The 21471-nt window shown below is 70.9% G+C and carries 15 protein-coding genes; 8 read left to right on the top strand and 7 right to left on the bottom strand.

What is annotated here, in order from left to right; all coding sequences use genetic code 11:
• Window positions 1–27: 27 nt before the first annotated feature.
• A complete protein-coding gene (locus tag ASG80_RS02645) occupies window positions 28–1818 on the top strand; it encodes an FAD-dependent monooxygenase (protein WP_056728144.1) in 1791 nt (596 codons plus the stop codon).
• Between the two features lie 38 nt (window positions 1819–1856).
• Here ASG80_RS02645 and ASG80_RS02640 read toward each other — a convergent pair whose 3' ends face one another.
• The 7 genes from ASG80_RS02640 to ASG80_RS02610 form a co-directional block, all read right to left on the bottom strand.
• Entirely contained in the window at window positions 1857–3668 is a 1812-nt protein-coding gene (locus tag ASG80_RS02640) for a hypothetical protein (RefSeq protein ID WP_056728141.1), read from the bottom strand.
• Entirely contained in the window at window positions 3665–4423 is a 759-nt protein-coding gene (locus tag ASG80_RS02635) for an SDR family NAD(P)-dependent oxidoreductase (protein ID WP_056728139.1), read from the bottom strand. Before ASG80_RS02635 ends, ASG80_RS02640 begins: the two co-directional genes overlap by 4 nt.
• A gap of 89 nt (window positions 4424–4512) precedes the next feature.
• Window positions 4513–5520, bottom strand: coding sequence for a LacI family DNA-binding transcriptional regulator (locus ASG80_RS02630; protein WP_056728137.1), 1008 nt, complete (start codon window positions 5518–5520; stop codon window positions 4513–4515).
• Window positions 5521–5619: 99 nt separating this feature from the next.
• Window positions 5620–7731, bottom strand: coding sequence for a family 78 glycoside hydrolase catalytic domain (locus ASG80_RS02625; RefSeq protein ID WP_056728135.1), 2112 nt, complete (start codon window positions 7729–7731; stop codon window positions 5620–5622).
• On the bottom strand, window positions 7728–8558 hold the full coding sequence (locus ASG80_RS02620) for a carbohydrate ABC transporter permease (RefSeq protein WP_056728134.1): 831 nt from the start codon (window positions 8556–8558) through the stop codon (window positions 7728–7730). The genes ASG80_RS02625 and ASG80_RS02620 overlap by 4 nt, the downstream gene beginning before the upstream one ends.
• Window positions 8555–9490 (bottom strand): carbohydrate ABC transporter permease, encoded by a 936-nt coding sequence (locus ASG80_RS02615; protein ID WP_056728132.1) that lies wholly within the window; start codon window positions 9488–9490, stop codon window positions 8555–8557. The genes ASG80_RS02620 and ASG80_RS02615 overlap by 4 nt, the downstream gene beginning before the upstream one ends.
• Window positions 9491–9560: 70 nt before the next feature.
• Window positions 9561–10880 carry an ABC transporter substrate-binding protein gene (locus tag ASG80_RS02610; protein ID WP_056728129.1) on the bottom strand — a complete coding sequence of 440 codons (1320 nt, stop codon included), beginning with the start codon at window positions 10878–10880 and terminating at the stop codon, window positions 9561–9563.
• Between the two features lie 239 nt (window positions 10881–11119).
• Here ASG80_RS02610 and ASG80_RS02605 point away from each other — a divergent pair, with 239 nt between their 5' ends.
• The 7 genes from ASG80_RS02605 (at window position 11120) to ASG80_RS02575 (ending at window position 21467) form a co-directional block, all read left to right on the top strand.
• Window positions 11120–12151 carry a LacI family DNA-binding transcriptional regulator gene (locus tag ASG80_RS02605; RefSeq protein ID WP_056728127.1) on the top strand — a complete coding sequence of 344 codons (1032 nt, stop codon included), beginning with the start codon at window positions 11120–11122 and terminating at the stop codon, window positions 12149–12151.
• Between the two features lie 88 nt (window positions 12152–12239).
• The gene (locus ASG80_RS02600) at window positions 12240–14909 is read left to right on the top strand and encodes an alpha-L-rhamnosidase (protein WP_056728125.1); all 2670 of its coding nucleotides are present in this window, start codon (window positions 12240–12242) and stop codon (window positions 14907–14909) included.
• 252 nt (window positions 14910–15161) lie between these two features.
• Window positions 15162–15626, top strand: coding sequence for an L-rhamnose mutarotase (locus tag ASG80_RS02595; RefSeq protein WP_082589672.1), 465 nt, complete (start codon window positions 15162–15164; stop codon window positions 15624–15626).
• On the top strand, window positions 15623–16789 hold the full coding sequence (gene rhaI, locus ASG80_RS02590; protein ID WP_056728123.1) for an L-rhamnose isomerase: 1167 nt from the start codon (window positions 15623–15625) through the stop codon (window positions 16787–16789). Before ASG80_RS02595 ends, rhaI begins: the two co-directional genes overlap by 4 nt.
• Window positions 16790–16888: 99 nt before the next feature.
• A complete protein-coding gene (locus ASG80_RS02585) occupies window positions 16889–17878 on the top strand; it encodes an alpha/beta hydrolase (protein WP_082589671.1) in 990 nt (329 codons plus the stop codon).
• Window positions 17875–19926, top strand: a complete 2052-nt coding sequence (locus tag ASG80_RS02580) for a bifunctional rhamnulose-1-phosphate aldolase/short-chain dehydrogenase (protein WP_056728121.1) — start codon at window positions 17875–17877, stop codon at window positions 19924–19926. Before ASG80_RS02585 ends, ASG80_RS02580 begins: the two co-directional genes overlap by 4 nt.
• Window positions 19923–21467: a rhamnulokinase family protein gene (locus ASG80_RS02575; RefSeq protein ID WP_082589670.1), complete on the top strand. Its 1545-nt coding sequence runs from the start codon at window positions 19923–19925 to the stop codon at window positions 21465–21467. The genes ASG80_RS02580 and ASG80_RS02575 overlap by 4 nt, the downstream gene beginning before the upstream one ends.
• Window positions 21468–21471 lie beyond the last annotated feature (4 nt).

Raw genomic sequence — 21471 nt, 5'->3', positions numbered from 1 at the left:
GAGAGAACTGTTCGAAGGAGAGCAGGAATGAGCAATGCACACGACATCGACGTACCGGTGCTGATCGTGGGAGCCGGCGGAGCAGGACTGACCGCCTCGATGCTCCTCTCCGACCTGGGCGTGGAGACCCTCACGATCTCCTCAGCCCTCACCACGTCTGCGCTTCCAAAGGCCCACGTGATCCAGCAGCGCGCGATGGAGGTCTTCCGCCACGCGGGCGTGGCCGACGACATCTACGCACGCAGCGCGCCGCCCCAGAACCTCGCGGCGACCGCCTGGTACGCCGGGCTCGCCGGCGACGACCCCGACGCCGGCAGGCGCATCGCGAAGCAGGAGTCCTGGGGTGCCGGCGGTGCAGACCCGGAGTGGCTCATCGCGAGCCCGTGCCTGCAGGCCAATCTGCCGCAGATCCGGCTCGAGCCGGTGCTGCGCGCCCACGCCGAGAGCAAGTCGCCCGGATCGATCCGCTTCGGGCAGGAGCTCGTCGAACTGACGCAAGACGACTCCGGCGTGACCGCTCGGATCCAGGACAAGTCGTCCGGCGAGACCTACACAGTGCGGGCACAGTACCTCCTCGGCTGCGACGGCGGGCGCACGGTCGGCCGACAGGTGGGAGTCGAGCTCGAAGGGATGCGCGACATCCTCTACACCGCCTCCGTGCACTTCACCGCCGACCTCTCGCGGTGGGCGACCGACCCGGACGTCCTGATCCGCTGGATGTGGCCGCCCCACGTCGGTCTCATGTCGGTGCTCGTCCCGATGGGACCCGAGCGGTGGGGGCCGGACTCCGAGGAGTGGGTGTACCACCACAGCTATCCGGGTGAGGACACCCGCCTCTGGGACGACGAGAAGATCATCGCAGGAATGCGGGACGCGCTCGGCATCCCCGACTTCGCCCCCGAGATCCATATGATCACGCGCTGGAGCTTCGAGGCGCTCGTCGCGCCGCAGATGCGGGTGGGGCGCGTCTTCCTGGTCGGGGACGCCGCGCACCGGCACGGTCCGACCGGCGGGCTCGGGCTGACGACGGCGATCCAGGATTCGCGCAACATCGCGTGGAAGCTCGCGGCCGTCCTGGCGGGCCGCGCGGGAGACGAGCTCTTGGACACCTATGAGCAGGAGCGACTCCCCGTCGCGCGGCGCAATGTCGCGCGCTCGACCGAGAACGCGATGCACCACCTCGCGATCGGCGGCGCCATGGGGCTGGATCCTGCTGCGACTCCGGAGGCGAACTGGGCGAACCTGCGTCGCGTGTGGAGCGCCGCTCCCGGGGATGCGGAGTTCCGGCGGCGCATCCGCGACATGATCGCGGTGCAGTCACAGGAGTTCGACGAGCACAACGTGGAGTACGGCTATCGCTACGAGTCGGATGCCGTCGTCGGGGACGGCACTCCCGCACCGCGCAACGTCGACGAGGTGCGTGTATACGTGCCCGACACGCGTCCGGGCTCGCCCGTGCCCCACGCGTGGCTCACGGCGGACGACGACAGCCGGCTCGCGATCGTGGACCTGATCCGCCCGGGAGAATTCATTCTCATCGCCGACGGCGCCGACGACCGATGGAACGCCGCGGCGGCCGACGTGCAGGCGGCGTTGGGCGTCGTCATACGCGCCGTCCGGATCGGACACGCGAACGGGGACTACCTAGACCACCGGCTGTCCTGGTTGCGGCGGCGCGGAGTGTCGGCGGACGGCGCCGTGCTTGTGCGGCCCGACGGCGTCGTCGCGTGGCGGACGGATGGCGCGGACGACCCTGAGCAGTCGCTGCGCGATGCCGTCTCCGCCGTGCTGTCGCTCCGGGTGCCCGTCGCCTCGTAGTACTTGGCCAGGGGTCGGTCCAGCGAGGGTGTTGCGCGTCACCCGGCCGAGTCGAGCGCAGCGAGCTCGTAGGGCGCCACCGTACGTTCGAGCTCGCGCTCGCCGTGGCGGACGACGAGGGACACGGGGTGATCGGCGAGGCTCGCGACGAGCACGCGCCACGAACCGTCGGGTCGCACGCCGCCGACGAGCCACACGCCCTCGGGCGGCTCCCCGGCCGGCGTGATCAGGCGAAGGCGGGCGAGCGAGGCGATCGCCTCGATGGCGTGGGCGACAGGGTACGGGCCGGAGCGGTCACGGATGCCGCGGGGACCCGTGGTCTCGAAGTAGGCGACGTCGGCGACCTGGCTCCCGCCGGCGACCGCCCCGGCGCAGATCGCCGCGAAGCTCGCCACCGTCCACGCCTCCATCGCCACGGACGACTGCCGCGCATCCGTCGCGCCGTCGACGAGCTCGGCGCCGTACCCGGCGGCGAGAGACGCATCGGTCTCGACGCGTGGCCCGCTCGTCGCCACCGCGTTGAACCGCGACCGCAGCGTGATCGGGCCGACGCGCAGCGGGCGCCCGTCGGCGATGCGCGCGGCGTCGCGCACGACGGCCCCTTGCACCGCGATCGACTCCACGAGCTGAGCGCGTTCGTTGGCGTGCATCTGCGGCGTCATCGCGAACGTGATGCCCGGCAGGTCGGCGGGCAGGCGGTGGTGCTCGCGGTTCAGCTCCGTGAAATGCGATCGGGCGCCGCCGACGAGTTCCGCGGCGGGAAGGCGGCGGGCCGCGGCATCCGTCAGTGCGGCCCACAGGTCGGGTTCAGTGACGTGACCTCGCCCGGCGAAGACGCCGAGCCGGGCGACCGGTCCGACATGGGCAGCGGCCTCGACGGCCTCGCGCACGGCTGCGACGTCGTCGGCGATGATGCGCACGTCGAGGGGCAGCCCGCCGGCCTCCTGCACGGCACGGCCGAGTGCCGAGCGCCACGACGGGGTGCGGGTGTCGAGCTCCACGAGGAGGCCGGCGACACCCTCGGGCAACGCGCCGAGCACGAATTCGGCGTCGGGCACCGTCGACGCGCCGAGCGTGAGCGTGGGCACCGGGAGGCCGGTGTCGCTGAGGTCAAGGACGCTGGGAGGCGCGGCATCCATTCCGGCCGGCAGGTGCGACGACGGGCCGACCCGCGACGCCTCGAAGGTGATCGACTGCTCGATCACCGCGCCCGCAGCGACCGTGACGGGGAACGGCAGGGCGAGCGGCCTGCTGTACGTCTTGTACGAGGCGTCGGTCCAGTTGCGCTGGTCCTCCATCTCGAACACGTCGCCCTCGAAGGTCGCGGTCGTCGCGACCCCGTCGTGCGTCCATGCCAGCGAGCGGATGTCCATCGCCGGCTGGTGCGGCGAGACCGTCACGGGGAACGTCGTGCGGCGGATGCCGCCGTCGGGCGTGCCGACGACCAGGTCGGCACCGGCGACCGACGGCGGGTGGAGCACCACGAGCCCCACCCGATTGCTCCGGAACTCGGTGCGCGACGTGGCGACGAGCCGCACCGAGAGCCTGCCTGCGTCGGCGCGCACGACCAGGGTGGCATCGAGGTCGGCGCCGAGGCCGCGCATCGAGAGCCCGAGGTCGCATCCGTCGGGTCGGACCTCGACCGTCTCGACGGTCGTGGGCACCGTGTTCCAGTCGCCGTCGCGAGCCACCGCCCGAACGCTGCGCACGACGGGCGAGCCGTCGAAGGAGAGGTCGGCCAGCTCGTCGCCGCGCAGCTGGAACCGCCACGGGCCGACCGACACGTCGACGGGTGCGGGTTCGTGGTCGCCCCAGGCCGCTTCGCCCAGGGCCCAGCGCTCACGGGTCACAGTGTCGACATCCCCCCGTCGACCGCGAAGGCGGCGCCGGTGGCGAACGAGCTCTCGTCGCTCGCAAGGTACACCATGATCCCCTCGACGTCGGCGGCCGTGCCGGAACGTCCCATCGGGATACGGCCCACGATCGACGAACGCGCCTCCGCATCGTCGGTGAGCGTCGACACGAGCGGGGTCTCGGTGTAGGCGGGAATGACGGTGTTCACGCGGATGCCGTCGCGGGCATATGCCGAGGCGACGGTGCGTCCGAGGCCGTGCACACCGGCCTTCGACGCGCTGTAGGCCGTGAACACGTCACCCTCGCCGCGCACGCCGGTGGGGCTGCCGGTGAGGATGATCGAGCCGCCGCCGCGCGGGAGCATCGCCCGCACCGCGTGCTTCAGCGTGAGGAAGGTGCCGGTGAGGTTGATGTCGATCGTGCGGCGCCACGCCTCGAGGTCGAGGTCGCCCGCCTTGGCGTCCTGGCCGAACAGCTGGACGCCGGCATTTGCCACTACGACGTCGGGACTCCAGCCTTCGGCGACGAGGGCCGACATCGCGGCCTCGACGGATGCCTCGTCGGAGATGTCCATCACCACGGCACGCGCCGCGGGCCCGAGCCCCTCGACGGCGGCGGCCGCCCCGGTCGCGTCGCGATCGGCGAACGCCACGCGCGCCCCCTCGCGCAGGAACCGCAGCGCGACCTGCCTCCCGATTCCGGACGCGGCACCGGTCACGAGCGCGGTCTTCCCGGTGAGCCGTTCGGTCATGTGCAACCCTTCCTCCGGCGGATCTTCGTCGATAACCGGTTCACCGGTTTACCGGTAGGGTACCCGCTCGGTGATCATCCCGCACGCCGTCAGGCTCGTGTGGAGTTCCGCACGACGAGCTCGGGCTGGAACACGACCTGCTCCCGCTCGAACCCCTCGCCGGGCGAGGCCTCCTTCATGAGCAGGTCGACGGCGGTGTAGCCGATGAGCGACGCCGGCTGCCGGATCGACGACAGCGGCACGACGGCGGCCGAGGCGAAGTCGATGTCGTCGTAGCCGATGAGCGCGATCTCATCCGGCACTCGAACGCTCCCCTGCATCACCAGTGCCTGCAGGACACCCATCGCGAGCAGGTCGTTCGCGGCGAAGACCGCGTCTGGACGCTCCTCGCCAGGGCGCTCCCGGATGGCCTCGCCCGCCGCACGGCCCTGCAGCACCGTGAGCGAATCGGTCTCGACGACCTCCAGCGACATCCCAGGCGTCGCCGCGACGGCACGACGAGCTCCCGCGAGCCGGTCGGCGACCTGGCGGATGCTCGTGGGTCCGCCGACGAACGCCACGCGGCGCCGCCCGATCTCCGCGAGGTGGCGCACGGCCAGCTCACCGCCGACGACGTCGTCGACGGCGACCGACGAGAAGCTCCGGTCGGCCGCCTCCCGATCGACGAGGACGACCGGCGTGCCTCGCTCGCGAAGTCGCGCGAGCCGAGGCAGGTCGTCGGTGAGCGGTGAGATGAGCACCCCGTGCACGCGCTGCTCCTCGAACAGGTCGAGGTACGCCCCCTCGCGGTCGGTGTTCTCGTCGCTGTTGCCGAGCAGGATCGTCATGCCGTCTTCTGCGGCCCGATCCTCCGCGCCGCGGGCGACATCCGTGAAGAAGGGGTTGCGCACGTCGAGCACGATCAGGCCGATCGAGCGACTGCGACCGGCGCGCAGCTGACGCGCCGCATCGTTGCGCACGAAGCCGAGCTCGGCGATGGCCGCGAGCACGCGCTCGACGGTGGCCGGCGAGACCTTCTCGGGCCGGTTCAGTACGTTCGAGACTGTGCCCACCGACACGGATGCCGCGGCCGCGACATCGCGCACGCTCACTGCCATCTGCTGCCTCCCCTGGCGACCCCGCCCGAACGGGTCCCGCCCAAGCCATGATCGCAGGCCGCGCGCCGGTTGTGGGTGGTCCGGAATGAATCGTTCGAATCATGCACCGGATGCCGCGACGCCGGCCGCTCCCCCGCCGAACACGGCGGAAGGCGGCCGCCCCCACTCGACGGTCGAGGGCCCGGGGACGACGTGCCCGTCGCGCACCAGCACGGCGCCGCTCGGCACGTGCACCGTGACGGTCGACGAGTCGGCGACCACGACGATGTCGCCGCCCGGAGCCGGCACCACCGCCGCCGCCCATTCGAGGTCGCCGAGCTCGGGCTGCACCTCGAACCGCGCCCATCCGTCGTCGAGGGGTCGCAGGCCCAGCACGGCCTCGGGGATGATCGCTGCGGGACCGGATGACCAGGAGTGGCACAGGCTGCGGCCGAACGGCCGGCCGTACATCGCGAGCGGATCGTCGTCGAGCGACGCCTCCTCCCAGAAGGTGCCGGGTCCGCGGGCGAGCATGGGACCCCACGTGGCCCGCACCTGATCGAGCACGGCGGGCGCGTCCCCGGCTGCGAGCAGCGCCCGGAGCCGGAAGGCGGTCATGAAGGGGGTGCCTGCCGCACCGACGCGCACCGCCTCGACCACATCAGGCGGAACCTCGCCGGTGTCGTGCATGCCGGAGAGCACCGCGAGGAAGTTCGCGTACCGCGCGGGCCGCCTCGACTCGCGCGCGTCGAGGTAGTCGGCCCATCGCCCGTGCAGGTCGAGCCACGCCCGCTCCCGGAGCGTCGCCTCCAGTGTGCCGGCGAGGTCGCCCCAACGTTCGGCGCCCGCGTGGCCGGCGCGGCCGAGCACCCGCTCGGCGCTGCGCAGGGCCCAGTACCAGAGCATCTGCAGCGCCACCGGGTCGCGCCCGTTCTCGAGCGCGAGACCCCAATCGAGGAACACGGACCCCGGCCCGGAATCGACGAATCCGCCGCGCTGCGCGACCGGGCGGAAGACGCCATCGTGCCCGGCGTGCTGCGCGAGGCCGGCGACGAAACGGTCGAGCCGGTCCGCCTCGGCTTGCGCGAACGCCTCGTCGCCGAAGCAGCGCAGGCGCAGGTCTGCATTCACCACCCACCAGAGCGAGTAGTCGGCGATGCCGTTCACGTACCCGTGGCCGGGGCGGCCGAGCGCCACGAGTCCGTCGGCCACGATGCCGCCCTGCCCGAGCGCGTAGGCGTTGGCGAGCGTGCTGAGCGCCTGGTCGCCGGCCCACGGCATGCGGTCGCGCTTGATCCCGTCGATCATGAGTCCCTGCATGCAGAGCCGCAGCGTGTACTGAGCCGCCGCCCAGATGCGGGTGAGCTCCTCGTCCGAGCAGGCGAAGGCCCCCGGCCGATCGACCACGGGCACCGGGGCGCGCACGTCCACCGACTCGAGCGGGGCATCCGACCGCACGACGAGGTAGCGGAAGCCCAGCGGATGCCGCGTGGTCCAGCCCCCGTCGGGCAACTCGACCAGATCATGGCGCGTCTCGTGCCCCTCGGGGTCGGCCAGCGCCTCCTCGATGCTCTCGCCGCTGGACACGACGGGACGCGGGCCGGGCGGCAGGATCGGGCGACCGAGCACCGGCGCACCGACATCGAACAGCGAGTCGCGGACGCGGCGTGCGACGACATCGACCGTGCCCACCGGGTCGATGTGCGGTGGCACGTCTCCGCCCGGCCTCGTGCGCACGCCCTCCCACCGGCCGCCGTCGACCCTCGCCCGCCAGTCGTGGAGCGGAGCATCCGCGTCGACGGCGATCGCGGGCACCTGCCCGTTCGCCGCTGCGACCTCGAGTCGCACCTCGGCTCCGGCATGCGGCAGTGTGAGCAGCACCCGGCCTTCACCGGGCCGATCGTCGACCGGGGCCCCGTCGACCGTCGCCGCGACGAGCGATCCCGATGCCCTGATGCGCAGCACCGCGGCATCCGTCGCCACCGCCGCGAACCCCGCCGCCTCGGCGATGCGCCCGTGGTTGCGCGGGTAGTGCACGTGCCGGTTCGCGGCGAAACCGTCGTCGACGAGCCGTGCGAGCAGGGCGAGCTCGTACTGGCCCGGCCCGTAGACCCATGCCGATCCGTCCGGCGGCGGCACGACCTGGTCGTCATCGAACGGCTGCGGCGAGCGCCTCCGCACCCACCGCCGCACGGCCTCGGCCGTGCGCGGAGGCTCCGCCTCGGAGTTCACCCCTTCACGGCGCCCGAGGTCATGCCGGCGACGATCTGCCGCTGGAAGACGATGTACATGATGAGCGGCGGAATCGTGATGAGCAGCACGTCCGCGAACAGCAGGTTGAAGGCGCTCACCGACTGCGCTCGGTAGTTGAACGTCGTCAGCTGCACCGTGGCGTTCTCGTCGCCCGGCAGGAAGTAGAGCGCGAAGGCGAAGTCGTTGAAAACCGTCACGGCCTGCACCACGATCACCGTGACGATCACCGACTTCAGCAGCGGGAAGATCACGCGGAAGAACAGCTTGACCGGGCCGGCGCCGTCGATGATCGCCGCCTCGTCGAGTTCGCGCGGGATGGTCGCCACGAACGCGCGGAACAGCAGGATGCAGAACGAGAGCCCGAACGCCACGTGCACCGCGATGAGACCGACGAGGGTCTTGAAGAGCCCGAGGCCCTGCAGCACCCAGATGGTGGGGACGACGGCGGGCGGGATGATGAGCCCCGCGAGCACGAGCCCGTTGACGAGCGGGTTCCACCGCGACTTGCGGCGTTGCAGGACGTAGCCCACCATCGCTCCGAGGACGACCATGATCGAGACCGCAGCAACCGTGAGGATCGTGCTGTTGACGAACGCGCGGATCAACAGGAAGTCGCGGTTCTCGAGCACGGTGACGATGTTGTCGAAGAACACCCATTCGGTCGGCCAGGTGAACTCCAGGAACGACGCCTCCGCCTGAGTCTTGCCGGCCGTGAACACGATGAACGCGAACGGCACGATGAACACGATGATCGCGACGAGGATGGCGACACTGCCGCCGCCCCACCGCCAGGCGACGTTTCTCATTGCTCGTCCCCCTTCCGGTTGAGCCACCACGAGAGCGGGAAGATGATCGCGGCGACGACGACGAACAGCACGACGTTGCCAGCGGTGGAGAGGCCGAAGAAGCCCGCCTGGTACTGCTTGTAGACCACGGAGGCCAGCACGTCGCTCGTGAAGCCGGGGCCGCCGCCCGTCATCGTCCAGATGAGGTCGAAGGAGCGGAGGCCGCCGATGAGCGAGAGCAGCACGACGGTCACCGTCGCGGGCCGGAGCAGCGGGAGGGTGATGTGCCGGAAGTTGTTCCAGGCGCCGGCGCCGTCGACCTTGGCCGCCTCGAAGTACTCGTGCGGGATCGCCACCATGCCGGCGATGTAGATGAGGGTCGCGAGGCCGACGCCCTTCCACACGTCGACCAGCGCGACCGAGACGAGCGCCAGCGATGGGTCCGTGAGCCAGCCGGGTCCTGGGATCCCGACCGTGGCGAGCACCTCGTTGATCGGCCCGCCGAACGGATCCATCAACACCTGGAACAGGATGCCGACGCCGATCGTGCTCACGAGCACCGGGAAGAACACCGTGGCCCGTAGGAACCCGCGGCCGATGATCTGCGAGCTGAGGAACACGCCGAGCAGCAGCCCGAGCACGACCTTGAGGCCCGACGTCAGGAAGGCGTAGATGAACGTGTTGACGAAGCCCTGCACCAGCTGCGGCTCCTGGAAGAACCGCACGAAGTTGTCGAAGCCGATGAACTCGACGTCGAACAGCGTCCAGCGGGTGAGCGAGAAGTAGAACGACGCGATGGTCGGGATGAGGAAGAGGACGACGTAGAACACGCCGGCCGGGATGAAGAACCACGTCGGGTACGAGCTCTTCATTCGCCGGCGCTTGACCGGCTCGGATGGGACGATCGTCCCCGGCGAGGTCGAGGTGCGGCCTGTGGCCGTCGCGGTGGTCATGGTGTGTCTCCAGGATGTGACTGCGGGGCCGAACCGTGGCCGGCTCGGCCCCGCAGATCAGTGGGTCGGTCTACCAGCCCTCGAGACCGAGCTGCTGGGCCTGCTTCTTGACATCCTCGTCGTACTGCGCGGCACCGTCGGCGGCCCGGGTGATGCCCGACCCCACGGCGACCGTGATCTGCTCCAGCGCCGGGCCCTTGATGGGCGAGAGGAACTCGAGCGCGAGGTTGGTCTTGCCCTCGTCGAAGTACGGCTGCAGGTCGGAGACGATGGCCGGCACGTCGTCGGGCAGTTCGCAGCCGTCGATGACGAACGGACCCTGGGGAGCGGTCGTCTCCGACTGGATGTCGCAGCTTTCGGGCGTGGCGAGGAAGGCGACGAACGTCTTGGCCGCCTCGAGCTTGTCGCCCTCGGTCGACTTAGGGATGTATACGCCGTTGGGCATCCACACCGTGAGGCCGTTCGCCGAGGCGTCGGGGCCGGGGAGCGGGAAGGTGCCGACCGTGTCGGCCGCCTCGGGGTTGGTGGTCATGAGCTGCGACGCGGCGAAGGTGAGGATCGGATACTGCGCACCCTCACCGGTGGCGACCATCGCAACGCCGTCGGCGTACTTCGCCGACGCGAAGTCCTCGTTGAACAGCCCGGCGTCGAACGCCTCCTGCTGGTGCTCGAATCCGGCGAGCGCCGGCTCGTCGACGTACTTCGCCTCGTTGCTCGTGTACTTCTCGGCCCAATCGGGGTCCTCGGCGAGGACGTTGTTGAAGTCGCCGAGCACGAAGAGCTGCGAGGTCCAGGTGTCGCCGTAGGTCTGCACGATCGGGGCGGCCGTTCCGGCCGCCTTGATCGCCTCGCTGTTGGCGATGAACTCTTCCCACGTGGTGGGGATCTCGAGGCCGAGGTCCGCGTAGATGTCCTTGTTGTAGATCACGGCGCCGGCCATCGACTGCCCCATGGGCACGCCGTAGATCGCCTTCTCAGTGGAGACGGTCCTGACGAAGTTCTCGTCGAGCGTGTCGACCCATTCCTGGTCGGAGAGGTCGACAAGGGTCGAGTCGGGGCTGAGCGCCTGGAAGAGCGACCCCGAGTTGTAGGCGAACACGTCGCTCATCTCACCGGTTGCGAGGCGTGTCTTGATCAGGTTGTCGCCGTCGGCGCCCTGCGGTCGCGATTCGACCTCGACTTTGATGTCGGGGTTCTCCGCCATGAACGCGTCGGCGAGCGCCTCGGCGGTCTCGACGGTCGCCTCCTGGTTGTCGACGAGATAACTGAGGGTGACGGCGCCGCCGTCGGAGTCGGACCCTCCGGCGGTGCAGCCGGCGAGGGCGAGCGACAGGACGAGACCGCCTGCGCCGATGGCGACGATCGAACGTCGCGGGGAACGGGGGACCATGCTCTTTACCTCCATGTAAAGCAACTGCGCTGTTGAGTGCTCCGAATGGTCTCGGTGCTGTGGCCTGGCCCACGTTACGAGCATCGGAGAAAGTTTGTCAACCGATCTACACAATTTGTTTGAAACGATTTATGATCGATGCGACGCCGTCATGTAGATCGGTCTATGCCATGTGGCACGGCGGTGTATGGTGACAGCGAGTCGACGCATCCGACCATCGAAGGCGAAAGGGGGAGATCGTGGCCCAAGCCCGAGCAGCGACCATCGAGGACGTGGCGCGCGAGGCCGGCGTCTCGCGTGCGGCGGTCTCCAAGGTGATCCGCAACGCCTACGGCGTGAGCCCCGCGATGCGCGAGCGCGTCAACGCCGCGATCGAGGTCCTCGACTATCGTCCCCGGATCGCCGCCCGCACCATGCGCGGCTCGAGCTTCACGCTCGGCATCGAGCTGCCGCACATCGGCAACCCGTTCTTCGCGAAGATCATCGCGGGAGCGACGGCCGCACTGCAGGGCACGGACTACCAGCTCATCATCGCCCCCGCCGACACCGACGGGGAGGAGGGCGTGCGGGCAATCGGCGCGCTCGCCGACCGCCAGGTCGACGGCATCGTCGCGATCTCTCCCCTCGTCTCGCCCGAGTGGCTCGAGCGGCTCGCGACGCGGGTGCCGGTGGTGATGCTCGGCCGCCACGACCACGCGCACTCGTACGACACGGTGACCGGCGACGACGTCGAGGGCACGCGCCTCGTGATGGAGCACCTCTTCGAGCTCGGCCACCGTCGCATCGTGCACCTGACTCGCAGCGAGGAGGTCACGAGAGCGAGCTCCGGCAACCCGCACGCGATCCGACTTGCGCGATACCGCGCCCACATGCAGGAGGCCGGGTTCGCCCGGCACATCCGGGTCGTCCGCACCGGGATGACCGAGGAGTCGGCGAGGCTCGACACGCTCGCCCTGCTCGACCAGGAGCTGCCGACCGCGATCTTCGTCGGCAACGACGAGCTCGCGCTCGGCACGCTTCGCGCTGTCGCCGAACACGGGCTGTCCCCTGCTGAAGTCTCGGTGGTCGGCTACGACGACATCGACATCGCGAGCCACCCGGCCATCTCGCTCACCAGCGTGAACCAGGCCGGCGAGGCCATGGGCGAACGGGCGATCCGCCTGCTCCTCGAGCGCATCCAGGGCCGCACCGAGCCCACGAACTTCTCCGTCGAACCCTCGCTCAAGGTACGCGGGTCGACCCGGCCCGCTCCGACGGAACCGACTCCCTGACCCGTTCGCCCACGACCCCAGCCGGCCGGGCACCGACCGGCCAACGACCCCACCCCGGCCACGCCGGACACCATACGGAAGGACGCGGATGTCCACGCATCTCCCTGCTCCCACTATCGCCGACCCCGCCGCGCGCGTCGTCGCGCTGCGCTCGCAGTACCCCGACGGCCTGCTCGGGGTACCGGGCACCGGCCTGCGCCTGACCTGGCGCGCCGCCGCGGCATCCGCACAGCTCGGCTACCAGGTGCGCTGGAGCGGCGCCGACTCCGGTGTCGCCGAGCCGGTCGCCTCCGACGACACGATCGGCATCGAGGCGCCCGGCTCGGCGCCCCAACCTGGTGAGGAGCGTCGCTACGCCGTGCGGATCGCGACCGCCGCCGGCTGGTCGCTGTGGAGTGAGGAGCTCGTGGTCGAGGCATCCGTCGACCCGGCCGAGCTCGAGGCCCGCCCGATCGGCGGATCCGAGCCCGTCGAGGGCCCGGCGATGCTGCTCCGCACGGGCTTCACGCTCCCCGCCGCCCCTGTGCGCGCCCGCCTCCGCGCCACGTTCTGGGGCGTCGGCGAGCTGCGGATCAACGGCCGGCGCGCGACCGACGAGCACCTCGCCCCTGGCTGGACGGCCTACCAGGAGCGGATCCTGCTCGGCACGTGGGACGTCACCGACCTCCTCCAGGCCGGCGAGAACGCGCTCGGCGCCCTGCTCGGCGACGGCTGGTATCGCGGCCGGCTCGGCTGGAAGGACGGCACCGAGCAGTTCGGCACCGAGCTCGCCGCGCTCGTGCAGCTCGACGTCGAGTGCGCCGACGGCTCCTCCGCACGGGTCGCGACGTCGCCCGAGTGGACGACCTCGACCGGCGGCATCCGCTCAGCGAGCCTCTACGACGGCGTGGAGATCGATCTCCGCGCCGAGCCCGACGGATGGGATGCCCCGGGCTTCGACGACTCAGCGTGGACGCCCGCCCGCGAGATCACGGTCGACACGTCCGTCGTCGAGCCGCGCATCACCGGCGGCGTCCGCACCATCGGTGAGTGGAACGCGACCGTCGAGCCGCGCGATGGGCACACCTTCATCGACGCCGGCCAGAACATCGCGGGGTGGCTCCGTCTCGTCGTGCGCGGCTCGGCCGGCGACCGCGTGGAGGTGCGCCACGCGGAGGTGCTCGAGCCCGACGGATCCATCCACACGAAGTCGCTCCGCACCGCGCGGGCGACCGACGGCTACGTGCTCGCGCACGACGGCGAGACGACGCTCGAGCCCACGTTCACCTTCCACGGGTTCCAGTACGCCGAGGTGACGGGCGCGGAGGTCGTGTCGGCGACGGCCGTCGCCGTGTCGAGCGCCGACCGCCCGCGCTCTGAGTTCGGGTGCGCCGACCCGCGTCTCGAGCGCCTGCACTCGAACGTCGCCTGGTCGCAGCGCGACAACTTCGTCTCGCTCCCGACCGACTGCCCGCAGCGCGACGAGCGACTCGGGTGGACGGGCGATGCGCAGGCGTTCGCGCCGACCGCGAGCACCCTCTTCGACGTCGAGTCGTTCTGGATGTCGTGGCTGCGCGACGTCGAGCTCGACCAGGACGCCGACGGTGCGGTCGCGGCGGTGGTGCCGAACATCCTGAAGGATCCCGACGTCGCGGCCGAGGGCCAATGGCAGACCATGGGCAGGGCCGGCTGGGCTGACGCCGCGACCATCGTGCCGTGGGCCGTCTACGAGTCCTACGGCAGCGACGAGGTGCTCGTGCGCCAGCTCGACAGCATGCGCCGCTGGGTCGCGAGCCTCGAGCGACGCGCGGGCGACGGCCTGCTGCCGACGGAGTTCCAGTTCGGCGACTGGCTGGACCCGGATGCCCCGGGCGACCAGCCGTGGAAGGCGAAGGTGTCGTCCGACTACGTCGCGAACGCGTTCTTCGCGCACAGCGCGCGCCTCCTCGCCGACGCCGAGCGGCTGGTGGGCGACCCCGAACGGGCCGACCGGGCACAGCGCCTCGCCGAGCGGGTGGCGCGCGACACGTGGGAGCGCTGGGGCGCCGACGCGGTCGAGACGCAGACCGGCGCTGCGATCGCCCTCGAGTTCGCCATCGCGCCTGAGCCGGAACGCGAGCGCATCGGCGACGGCCTCGCACGCAACGTGCGCGACGAGCGCGGACGCATCGCGACCGGCTTCCTCGGCACGCCGCTCGTGCTGCACGCGCTCGTGCACGCGGGACACGTCGACGAGGCGTACCTCATGCTCCTCCGCCTCGAGCCGCCGTCGTGGCTGTACCAGGTGGAGATGGGCGCGACGACGGTCTGGGAGCGCTGGGATGCGCTCGCTCCCGACGGCAGCATCCACTCCGGCGAGATGGCCACGGGCGACAGCGCTGGCATGCTCTCGTTCAACCACTACGCGTACGGTGCCGTCGTCGACTGGATCTACCGCTACGTGGCGGGCATCGCCCCCACGGTCGAGCGGCCCGGATACCGCCGGATCGTCGTCGCCCCCCGGCCGTCGATCGCGATCCCCTGGGCGCGGGCGACGATCGAAACGCACCTCGGCGCGGCATCCGTCGACTGGCGACTGGACGGCACCGACTTGGAGCTCGACCTGCTCGTGCCCTACGGCGCCGAGGCGGTGCTCGACCTCCCGATCACCGAGGGATCGACGGTCGAGCTCGACGGGCGGCCGTTCGCCGGCGACCCGGTCGGTCCCGGCGAGCACCGGGTCGTCGTCTCGGCGGCGCGCGTCGCCGATCCCGCCGCCCTGGTCGCTCCGGCGCACTGAGGGGCGGCGGGCTCGGCCGCTCATGTGGCGTCCAGCGGGTGCCTCGACGGACTCGCCGAGACCGGGCAGCCGTGCTTCGACGTGTGGCCCGAGACATCCGCTGGATGCGACGCGTTTGTCGCGGCAGCGACGTTGGAAAACGCATTCCCACTTGCACTCCGCGCGAGGAACACTTACGCTTGAAACGATTCACCACGCGAGCGTCGTCAGACGACTCGCGCCGACGATGAGGACGAGACGGAGAGCTCGACGATGAGCACGACACCCCGACCGGGGGAGCGGGTCTGCTTCCAGTTGCAGGTCGACCCCGCTCGGCTGGACGAGTACCGCGAACGCCACGCGGCCGTCTGGCCCGACATGCTCCGCGCGATCGAGGCGTCGGGCCGCCGCAACTACTCGCTCTTTCTCCGCGAGGACGGCCAGCTCATCGGCTACTACGAGACCGACGACGATGCGGCATCCCAGGCTGCGCTCGAGCAGGACCCGCGCACCGCCGCCTGGGAGGCCGAGATGGCCGACTTCTTCATCGCGCTCGACGGCCGCCCCGACCAGCGCGCGCCCCGCCTCGCCGAGGTGTTCCACCTCGAAGACCAGCTCGCCGCGCTCGACGCCGACGCGGCATCCGACCCCGCCCTTACCGGCACCAGCACACGCACCGGCACCAGCACACGCACCGGCACCGGCACCGGCACCAGCACAGAAAGCAGCGACTCGTGAGCACCATTCCCAGCACCGTCCTCGACCAGCTCGAGCTGCAGTCGATCGAGCTGCCCTCATGGGCGTTCGGCAACTCGGGCACCCGCTTCAAGGTCTTCGCCACGCCGGGCACGCCCCGCGACCCCTACGAGAAGATCGCGGATGCCGCACAGGTGCACGCGTACACCGCGCTCGCGCCGACGGTGGCGCTGCACATCCCGTGGGACAAGGTCGACTCCTACGACGACCTGCGCCGACACGCCGAAGACCACGGCGTCGCGCTCGGCACGATCAACTCCAACACGTTCCAGGACGACGACTACAAGTTCGGCGCCCTCACGCACGAAGACGCCGCCGTGCGCCAGAAGGCCATCGACCACCACTTCGAGTGCATCGACGTCATGCACGCGACCGGGAGCCGCGACCTGAAGATCTGGCTCGCCGAGGGCTCGAACTACCCTGGCCAGGCCGACATGCGGGGCCGGCAAGACCGCCTGCACGAGTCGCTCGCCACGATCTACGAGCGCCTCGGCGACGAGCAGCGCCTCGTGCTCGAGTACAAGTTCTTCGAGCCGGCGTTCTACCACACGGACGTCCCCGACTGGGGCACGAGCTACGCGCAGGTCGCGTCGCTCGGCGACAAGGCGAAGGTCTGCCTCGACACGGGCCACCACGCCCCCGGCACGAACATCGAGTTCATCGTCATGCAGCTGCTGCGCCTCGGCAAGCTCGGCTCGTTCGACTTCAACTCGCGCTTCTACGCGGACGACGACCTCATCGTCGGCGCCGCGGACCCGTTCCAGTTGTTCCGCATCATCTTCGAGGTGATCCGCGGCGGCGGCTTCAACCACCCCGACGTCGCGTTCATGCTCGACCAGTGCCACAACATCGAGGACAAGATCCCCGGCCAGATCCGCAGCGTGCTCAATGTGCAGGAGATGACCGCCCGGGCGCTCCTCGTCGACACCGACGCGCTGCGTGAGGCGCAGGTATCGGGTGACGTGCTCGAGGCCAACCGCATCTTCATGGACGCGTTCTACACCGACGTGCGTCCGGCGCTCGCCGAATGGCGCGAGTCGCGGGGCCTCCCCGCCGACCCGATGCAGGCGTTCGCGGCATCCGGGTACCTCGCGAAGATCGCGGCCCACCGCGTCGGCGGCGTGCAGGCCGGCTGGGGGGCCTGAGCACCACGTCGAGAGGTCGCGGATACCGGGTGCGACCCGTCATCTGCGACTTCTCGATAACACGACACCACCCCCAAGACCGCGACGAGAGGACAGGGTATGAGCGAACGGTACGGCGCGGCCGACGGGCTCGTGCGGGTGTACCCGGCGAGCACGGCGACGGATGCCGCGGCGAGCGGCCCGACGCCCGCGCTCGTGTGGGCGCACGGCGGCGGGTTCGTCGCGGGCGACCTCGACATGCCCGAGGCCGACTGGGTCGCCCGCTCTCTCGCCGAACGCGGCCTGACCGTCGTGTCGGTCGACTACCGGCTCGCGGGTGACGGATGCCGCTATCCCGCGCCGTCCGATGACGTGCTCGCCGCCTGGCGCTGGACCCTCGCGCACGCGGATGAGCTCGGCGTGGACCCTGCGCGCACCGCGGTGGGCGGCGCGAGCGCGGGCGCCAACCTCGTGGCGGGCGCTGTGCTGCGCCTCCTCGAGGTTGAGGAGCGACCGACGCAGGAGGACGCGTCTCGAAACCAGAAGGCGCCCAGGTGGCGGTTTCGAGACGGCGCTGGCGCGCCTCCTCAACCCGCAGACACGCTCCCGGCGGGCGTGTTCCTCGCCTACCCGACGCTGCTCGCCGTGCAGCCGGCACCGGATGCGGCGCTGCGGGCGCTCCTCGACGCGAACCCCGCGGCCGACCGCTTCGACCCCGCGAGCGTGCGGGCGATGTACGAGGGGTACCTCGGCGGGCCTGTCGACGACGCGCCGCTTCCGGTCGTGCCAGGCCGCGCCGCGGCATCCGACCTCGCCGGCTTCCCGCCCGTGCTCATGATCAACGGCGAGGCCGACGAGCTGCGCGTCTCGGGCGAGCTGTTCGCCGCGACGCTGGCCGAGGCCGGCGTGGCGCTCGAACTCCACGTCGAGCCCGGCACCGAGCACGGGCACCTGAACCGACCCGGCGAGCCGGCGGCATCCGACTCGATCGAGCGCGTCGTGCGCTGGATCGGGGGTCTCGAGACGCCGACTGCGTCGGCTCCTCGACCCGCAGACGGCCGCCAGACCACCCAGACCACCCTCCGCATCACCGAAGGAATCACCCCATGACGAACCAGGCAGCTGCCGACCTCATCGCGCGGTCGAACCGCCTCGGCGCCGACCCGAAGAACACGAACTACGCCGGCGGCAACACGTCGGCGAAGGGCACGGAGACCGACCCGGTCACCGGCGAGCCCGTCGAGCTGCTCTGGGTGAAGGGCTCGGGCGGCGACCTCGGCACCCTCACCGAGACCGGGCTCGCCGTGCTGCGCCTCGACCGGCTCCGCGCGCTCGTCGACGTCTACCCGGGCGTCGACCGCGAGGATGAGATGGTCGCCGCGTTCGACTACGCGCTGCACGGCAAGGGCGGCGCGGCGCCGTCGATCGACACCGCCATGCACGGGCTCGTCGACGCCGCGCACGTCGACCACTTGCACCCCGACTCGGGCATCGCCATCGCGACCGCCGCCGACGGCGAGGAGCTCACCCGCAAGATCTTCGGCGACAAGGTCGTGTGGGTGCCGTGGCGCCGACCCGGCTTCCAGCTCGGTCTCGACATCGCGAAGATCAAGGCGCACAACCCGCAGGCCGTCGGCTGCATCCTCGGCGGACACGGCATCACCGCGTGGGGCGACACCTCGGAGGAGTCCGAACGCAACTCGCTCTGGATCATCGACACCGCCGCGGCCTACATCGCGGAGCATGGCAAGGCCGACCCGTTCGGTTCTGTCTCAGCCGGTTACGAGGCACTGCCCGAGGCCGAGCGACGCGCCAAGGCCGCCGCACTCGCGCCGACGATCCGTGGCCTCGCCTCTCACGACCGCCCGATGGTCGGCCACTTCACGGATGCCCCCGAGGTGCTCGACTTCCTCGCCCGCACTGAGCATCCGCGTCTCGCGGCGCTCGGCACGAGCTGCCCCGACCACTTCCTGCGTACCAAGGTCAAGCCGATGGTGCTCGACCTTCCGGCCGACGCCGGAATCGAGGAGAGCATCGCGCGCCTGAAGGAGCTGCATGAGGCCTACCGGGCCGACTACCAGGCGTACTACGACGCGCACGCGGTTTCGACGGGCTCAACCAGCAGCTGGCCCGCGATCCGCGGCGCCGACCCGCTCATCGTGCTCGTGCCCGGCGTCGGGATGTTCTCGTTCGGCGCCAACAAGCAGACGGCTCGCGTGGCCGGCGAGTTCTACGTCAACGCGATCAACGTGATGCGCGGCGCCGAGGCGCTCTCGACCTACTCCCCCATCTCCGACGCCGAGAAGTTCCGCATCGAGTACTGGGCGCTCGAAGAGGCGAAGCTCCAGCGCATGCCGGAGCCCAAGCAGCACGCCACGCGCATCGCGCTCGTGACCGGCGCGGCATCCGGCATCGGCAAGGCCATCGCCACCCGGCTCGCGGCCGAGGGCGCGTGCGTCGTGGTCGCCGACCTCGACCTCGAGAAGGCGCAGGCCGCGGCGGCCGAGATCGGCAATGCCGACGTCGCGATCGGCGTGCAGGCGAACGTGACGGATGCCGCGGCGGTGCAGCGCGCGATCGACGACGCGGTGCTCGCCTTCGGCGGCCTCGACCTCGTGGTGAACAACGCCGGCCTGTCGCTGTCGAAGCCGCTGCTCGAGACCACCGAGGCGGACTGGGACCTGCAGCACGACGTCATGGCCAAGGGCTCGTTCCTGGTGTCGAAGGCCGCCGCGAAGGTGCTCATCGATCAGGGCCTCGGCGGCGACATCGTGTACATCGCCTCGAAGAACTCGCTCTTCGCCGGCCCGAACAACATCGCCTACTCGGCGACGAAGGCCGACCAGGCCCACCAGGTGCGCCTGCTCGCGGTCGAGCTCGGCGAGTACGGCATCAAGGTCAACGGCATCAACCCCGACGGCGTCGTGCGCGGCTCGGGCATCTTCGCGAGCGGGTGGGGCGCGAACCGCGCGAAGACGTACGGGATCCCGGAAGAGGACCTCGGCAAGTTCTACGCCCAGCGCACGCTCCTGAAGCGAGAGGTGCTCCCCGAGAACGTCGCCAACGCGGTGATCGTGCTGACCGGGCCTGAGCTCAGCCACACGACGGGCCTGCACATCCCGGTCGACGCGGGCGTCGCGGCGGCGTTCCTCCGATGAGCGAAGGTTCGTGGGTTGAGGAGCGCCGTGCGCAGCACGACGCGTCTCGAAACCCGGATGCCGCACAGGGTTTCGAGACGCCGCTGCGCGGCTCCTCAACCCACGGGGTGGTGGCGGCCGTCGACCTCGGAGCGACGAGCGGGCGGGTCATCCTGGGCCGCGTCGACGCTCGGGGCGCGGGCGCCCTCGAGATCCGCCAGGTCGCCCGGTTCGCGAACGACCCCGTGCGCCTCGCGTCGGGCCTGCACTGGGACCTCACGGGCCTGTACCGCAGCATCACCACCGGACTCGCGCAGGCGCTCCGCGAGGAGCCCGGCACGGCGTCGATCGGCGTCGACTCCTGGGCGGTCGACTACGCGCTCCTGCGCGGCGACCGCATGCTCGGCGAGCCGTTCCACTACCGCGACGAGCGCACCGCCGCAGGCGTCGAGGCGGTCCACGCGGTCGCCCCGTTCGAGGAGCTCTACCGCCGCAACGGCCTCCAGTTCCTGCCCTTCAACACGCTCTACCAGCTCGCCGCCGAGCAGGACGGGCAGAGCGGATGCCTCGACATCGCAGACTCCCTCCTGCTCGTGCCCGACCTCATCGGGTTCCAGCTCACCGGCGAGCGCGTCGCCGAGCGCACGAACGCGTCGACCACTGGACTGCTCCGCGTCGACACGCGTGAATGGGACGACGAGCTGATCGAACGCCTCGGCTTCCCCGCGGCGGTGTTCCCGCGCATCGTCGACCCCGGCGAGGTCGTCGGCGCACTGCGGCCCGAGGTCGCCGCCGAGCTCGGCGTCGCGGCGCGGCATCCGCTCGACGTGGTCGCGGTGGGCTCGCACGACACGGCGTCCGCGGTCGTGGCGGTGCCCATGCACCCCGAGTCGGCGGCCTACATCTCGTGCGGCACGTGGGGGCTCGTCGGCGTCGAGCTCGAGCATCCGGTGACCACGGATGCCGCGCGCGCCGCGAACTTCACCAACGAGGGCGGCGTCGATGGGCGCGTGCGGTTCCTGCACAACGTCATGGGCCTGTGGCTGCTCAGCGAGTCGGTGCGGCAATGGGAACGCGACGGCGAGGCCGTCGACCTGCCCGAGCTGCTCGCTGCCGCGGCATCCGTCACCGCACCGGTCGCGGTGTTCGACGCCAACGACCCGCGGTTCCTGGCCCCCGGCGACCTGCCCGCGCGCATCACCGAGTGGTGCCGCGAGCACGATGCGCCGGTGCCGGCGTCGCAGGCCGAGTTCGCCCGGTCGATCGTCGAGTCGCTCGCGCAGACGTTCGCCGACGCGGTGACGGATGCCGCGGCCCTCTCGGGCACGCACGTCGAGACGATCCACATGGTGGGCGGCGGCGCGCTCAACGAGCTGCTCTGCCGGCGCACCGCCGACCGGTCGGGACTTCCCGTGTTCGCCGGCCCGGTGGAGGCGACCGCCATCGGCAACGTGCTCGTGCAGGCGCGGGCGCAGGGCTTCGCCGGCCGCGACCTCGAGACGCTCCGAGCCCTCGTCGCGGCGGCGTTCCCGCCGCGACACTTCGAGCCCCAGGCCCGCTGAGCGG

Origin of the sequence: Agromyces sp. Soil535, assembly GCF_001428255.1 — a bacterium.
In the GTDB taxonomy this organism is placed as follows: domain Bacteria; phylum Actinomycetota; class Actinomycetes; order Actinomycetales; family Microbacteriaceae; genus Agromyces.
Note: the sequence above shows the minus strand (reverse complement) of the source record. Positions and strands in the feature narration are given on the sequence as shown.

Excerpts from the sequence above, each read along its gene's own strand:
- ASG80_RS02580 (WP_056728121.1), top strand. The coding sequence starts at position 17,875 with ATGACGAACCAGGCAGCTGCCGACCTCATCGCGCGGTCGAACCGCCTC.
- ASG80_RS02595 (WP_082589672.1), top strand. The coding sequence starts at position 15,162 with ATGAGCACGACACCCCGACCGGGGGAGCGGGTCTGCTTCCAGTTGCAG.
- ASG80_RS02620 (WP_056728134.1), bottom strand. The coding sequence starts at position 8,558 with ATGAGAAACGTCGCCTGGCGGTGGGGCGGCGGCAGTGTCGCCATCCTC.
- ASG80_RS02600 (WP_056728125.1), top strand. The coding sequence starts at position 12,240 with ATGTCCACGCATCTCCCTGCTCCCACTATCGCCGACCCCGCCGCGCGC.
- ASG80_RS02635 (WP_056728139.1), bottom strand. The coding sequence starts at position 4,423 with ATGACCGAACGGCTCACCGGGAAGACCGCGCTCGTGACCGGTGCCGCG.
- ASG80_RS02575 (WP_082589670.1), top strand. The coding sequence starts at position 19,923 with ATGAGCGAAGGTTCGTGGGTTGAGGAGCGCCGTGCGCAGCACGACGCG.
- ASG80_RS02610 (WP_056728129.1), bottom strand. The coding sequence starts at position 10,880 with ATGGTCCCCCGTTCCCCGCGACGTTCGATCGTCGCCATCGGCGCAGGC.
- ASG80_RS02630 (WP_056728137.1), bottom strand. The coding sequence starts at position 5,520 with ATGGCAGTGAGCGTGCGCGATGTCGCGGCCGCGGCATCCGTGTCGGTG.
- ASG80_RS02585 (WP_082589671.1), top strand. The coding sequence starts at position 16,889 with ATGAGCGAACGGTACGGCGCGGCCGACGGGCTCGTGCGGGTGTACCCG.
- ASG80_RS02615 (WP_056728132.1), bottom strand. The coding sequence starts at position 9,490 with ATGACCACCGCGACGGCCACAGGCCGCACCTCGACCTCGCCGGGGACG.
- ASG80_RS02645 (WP_056728144.1), top strand. The coding sequence starts at position 28 with ATGAGCAATGCACACGACATCGACGTACCGGTGCTGATCGTGGGAGCC.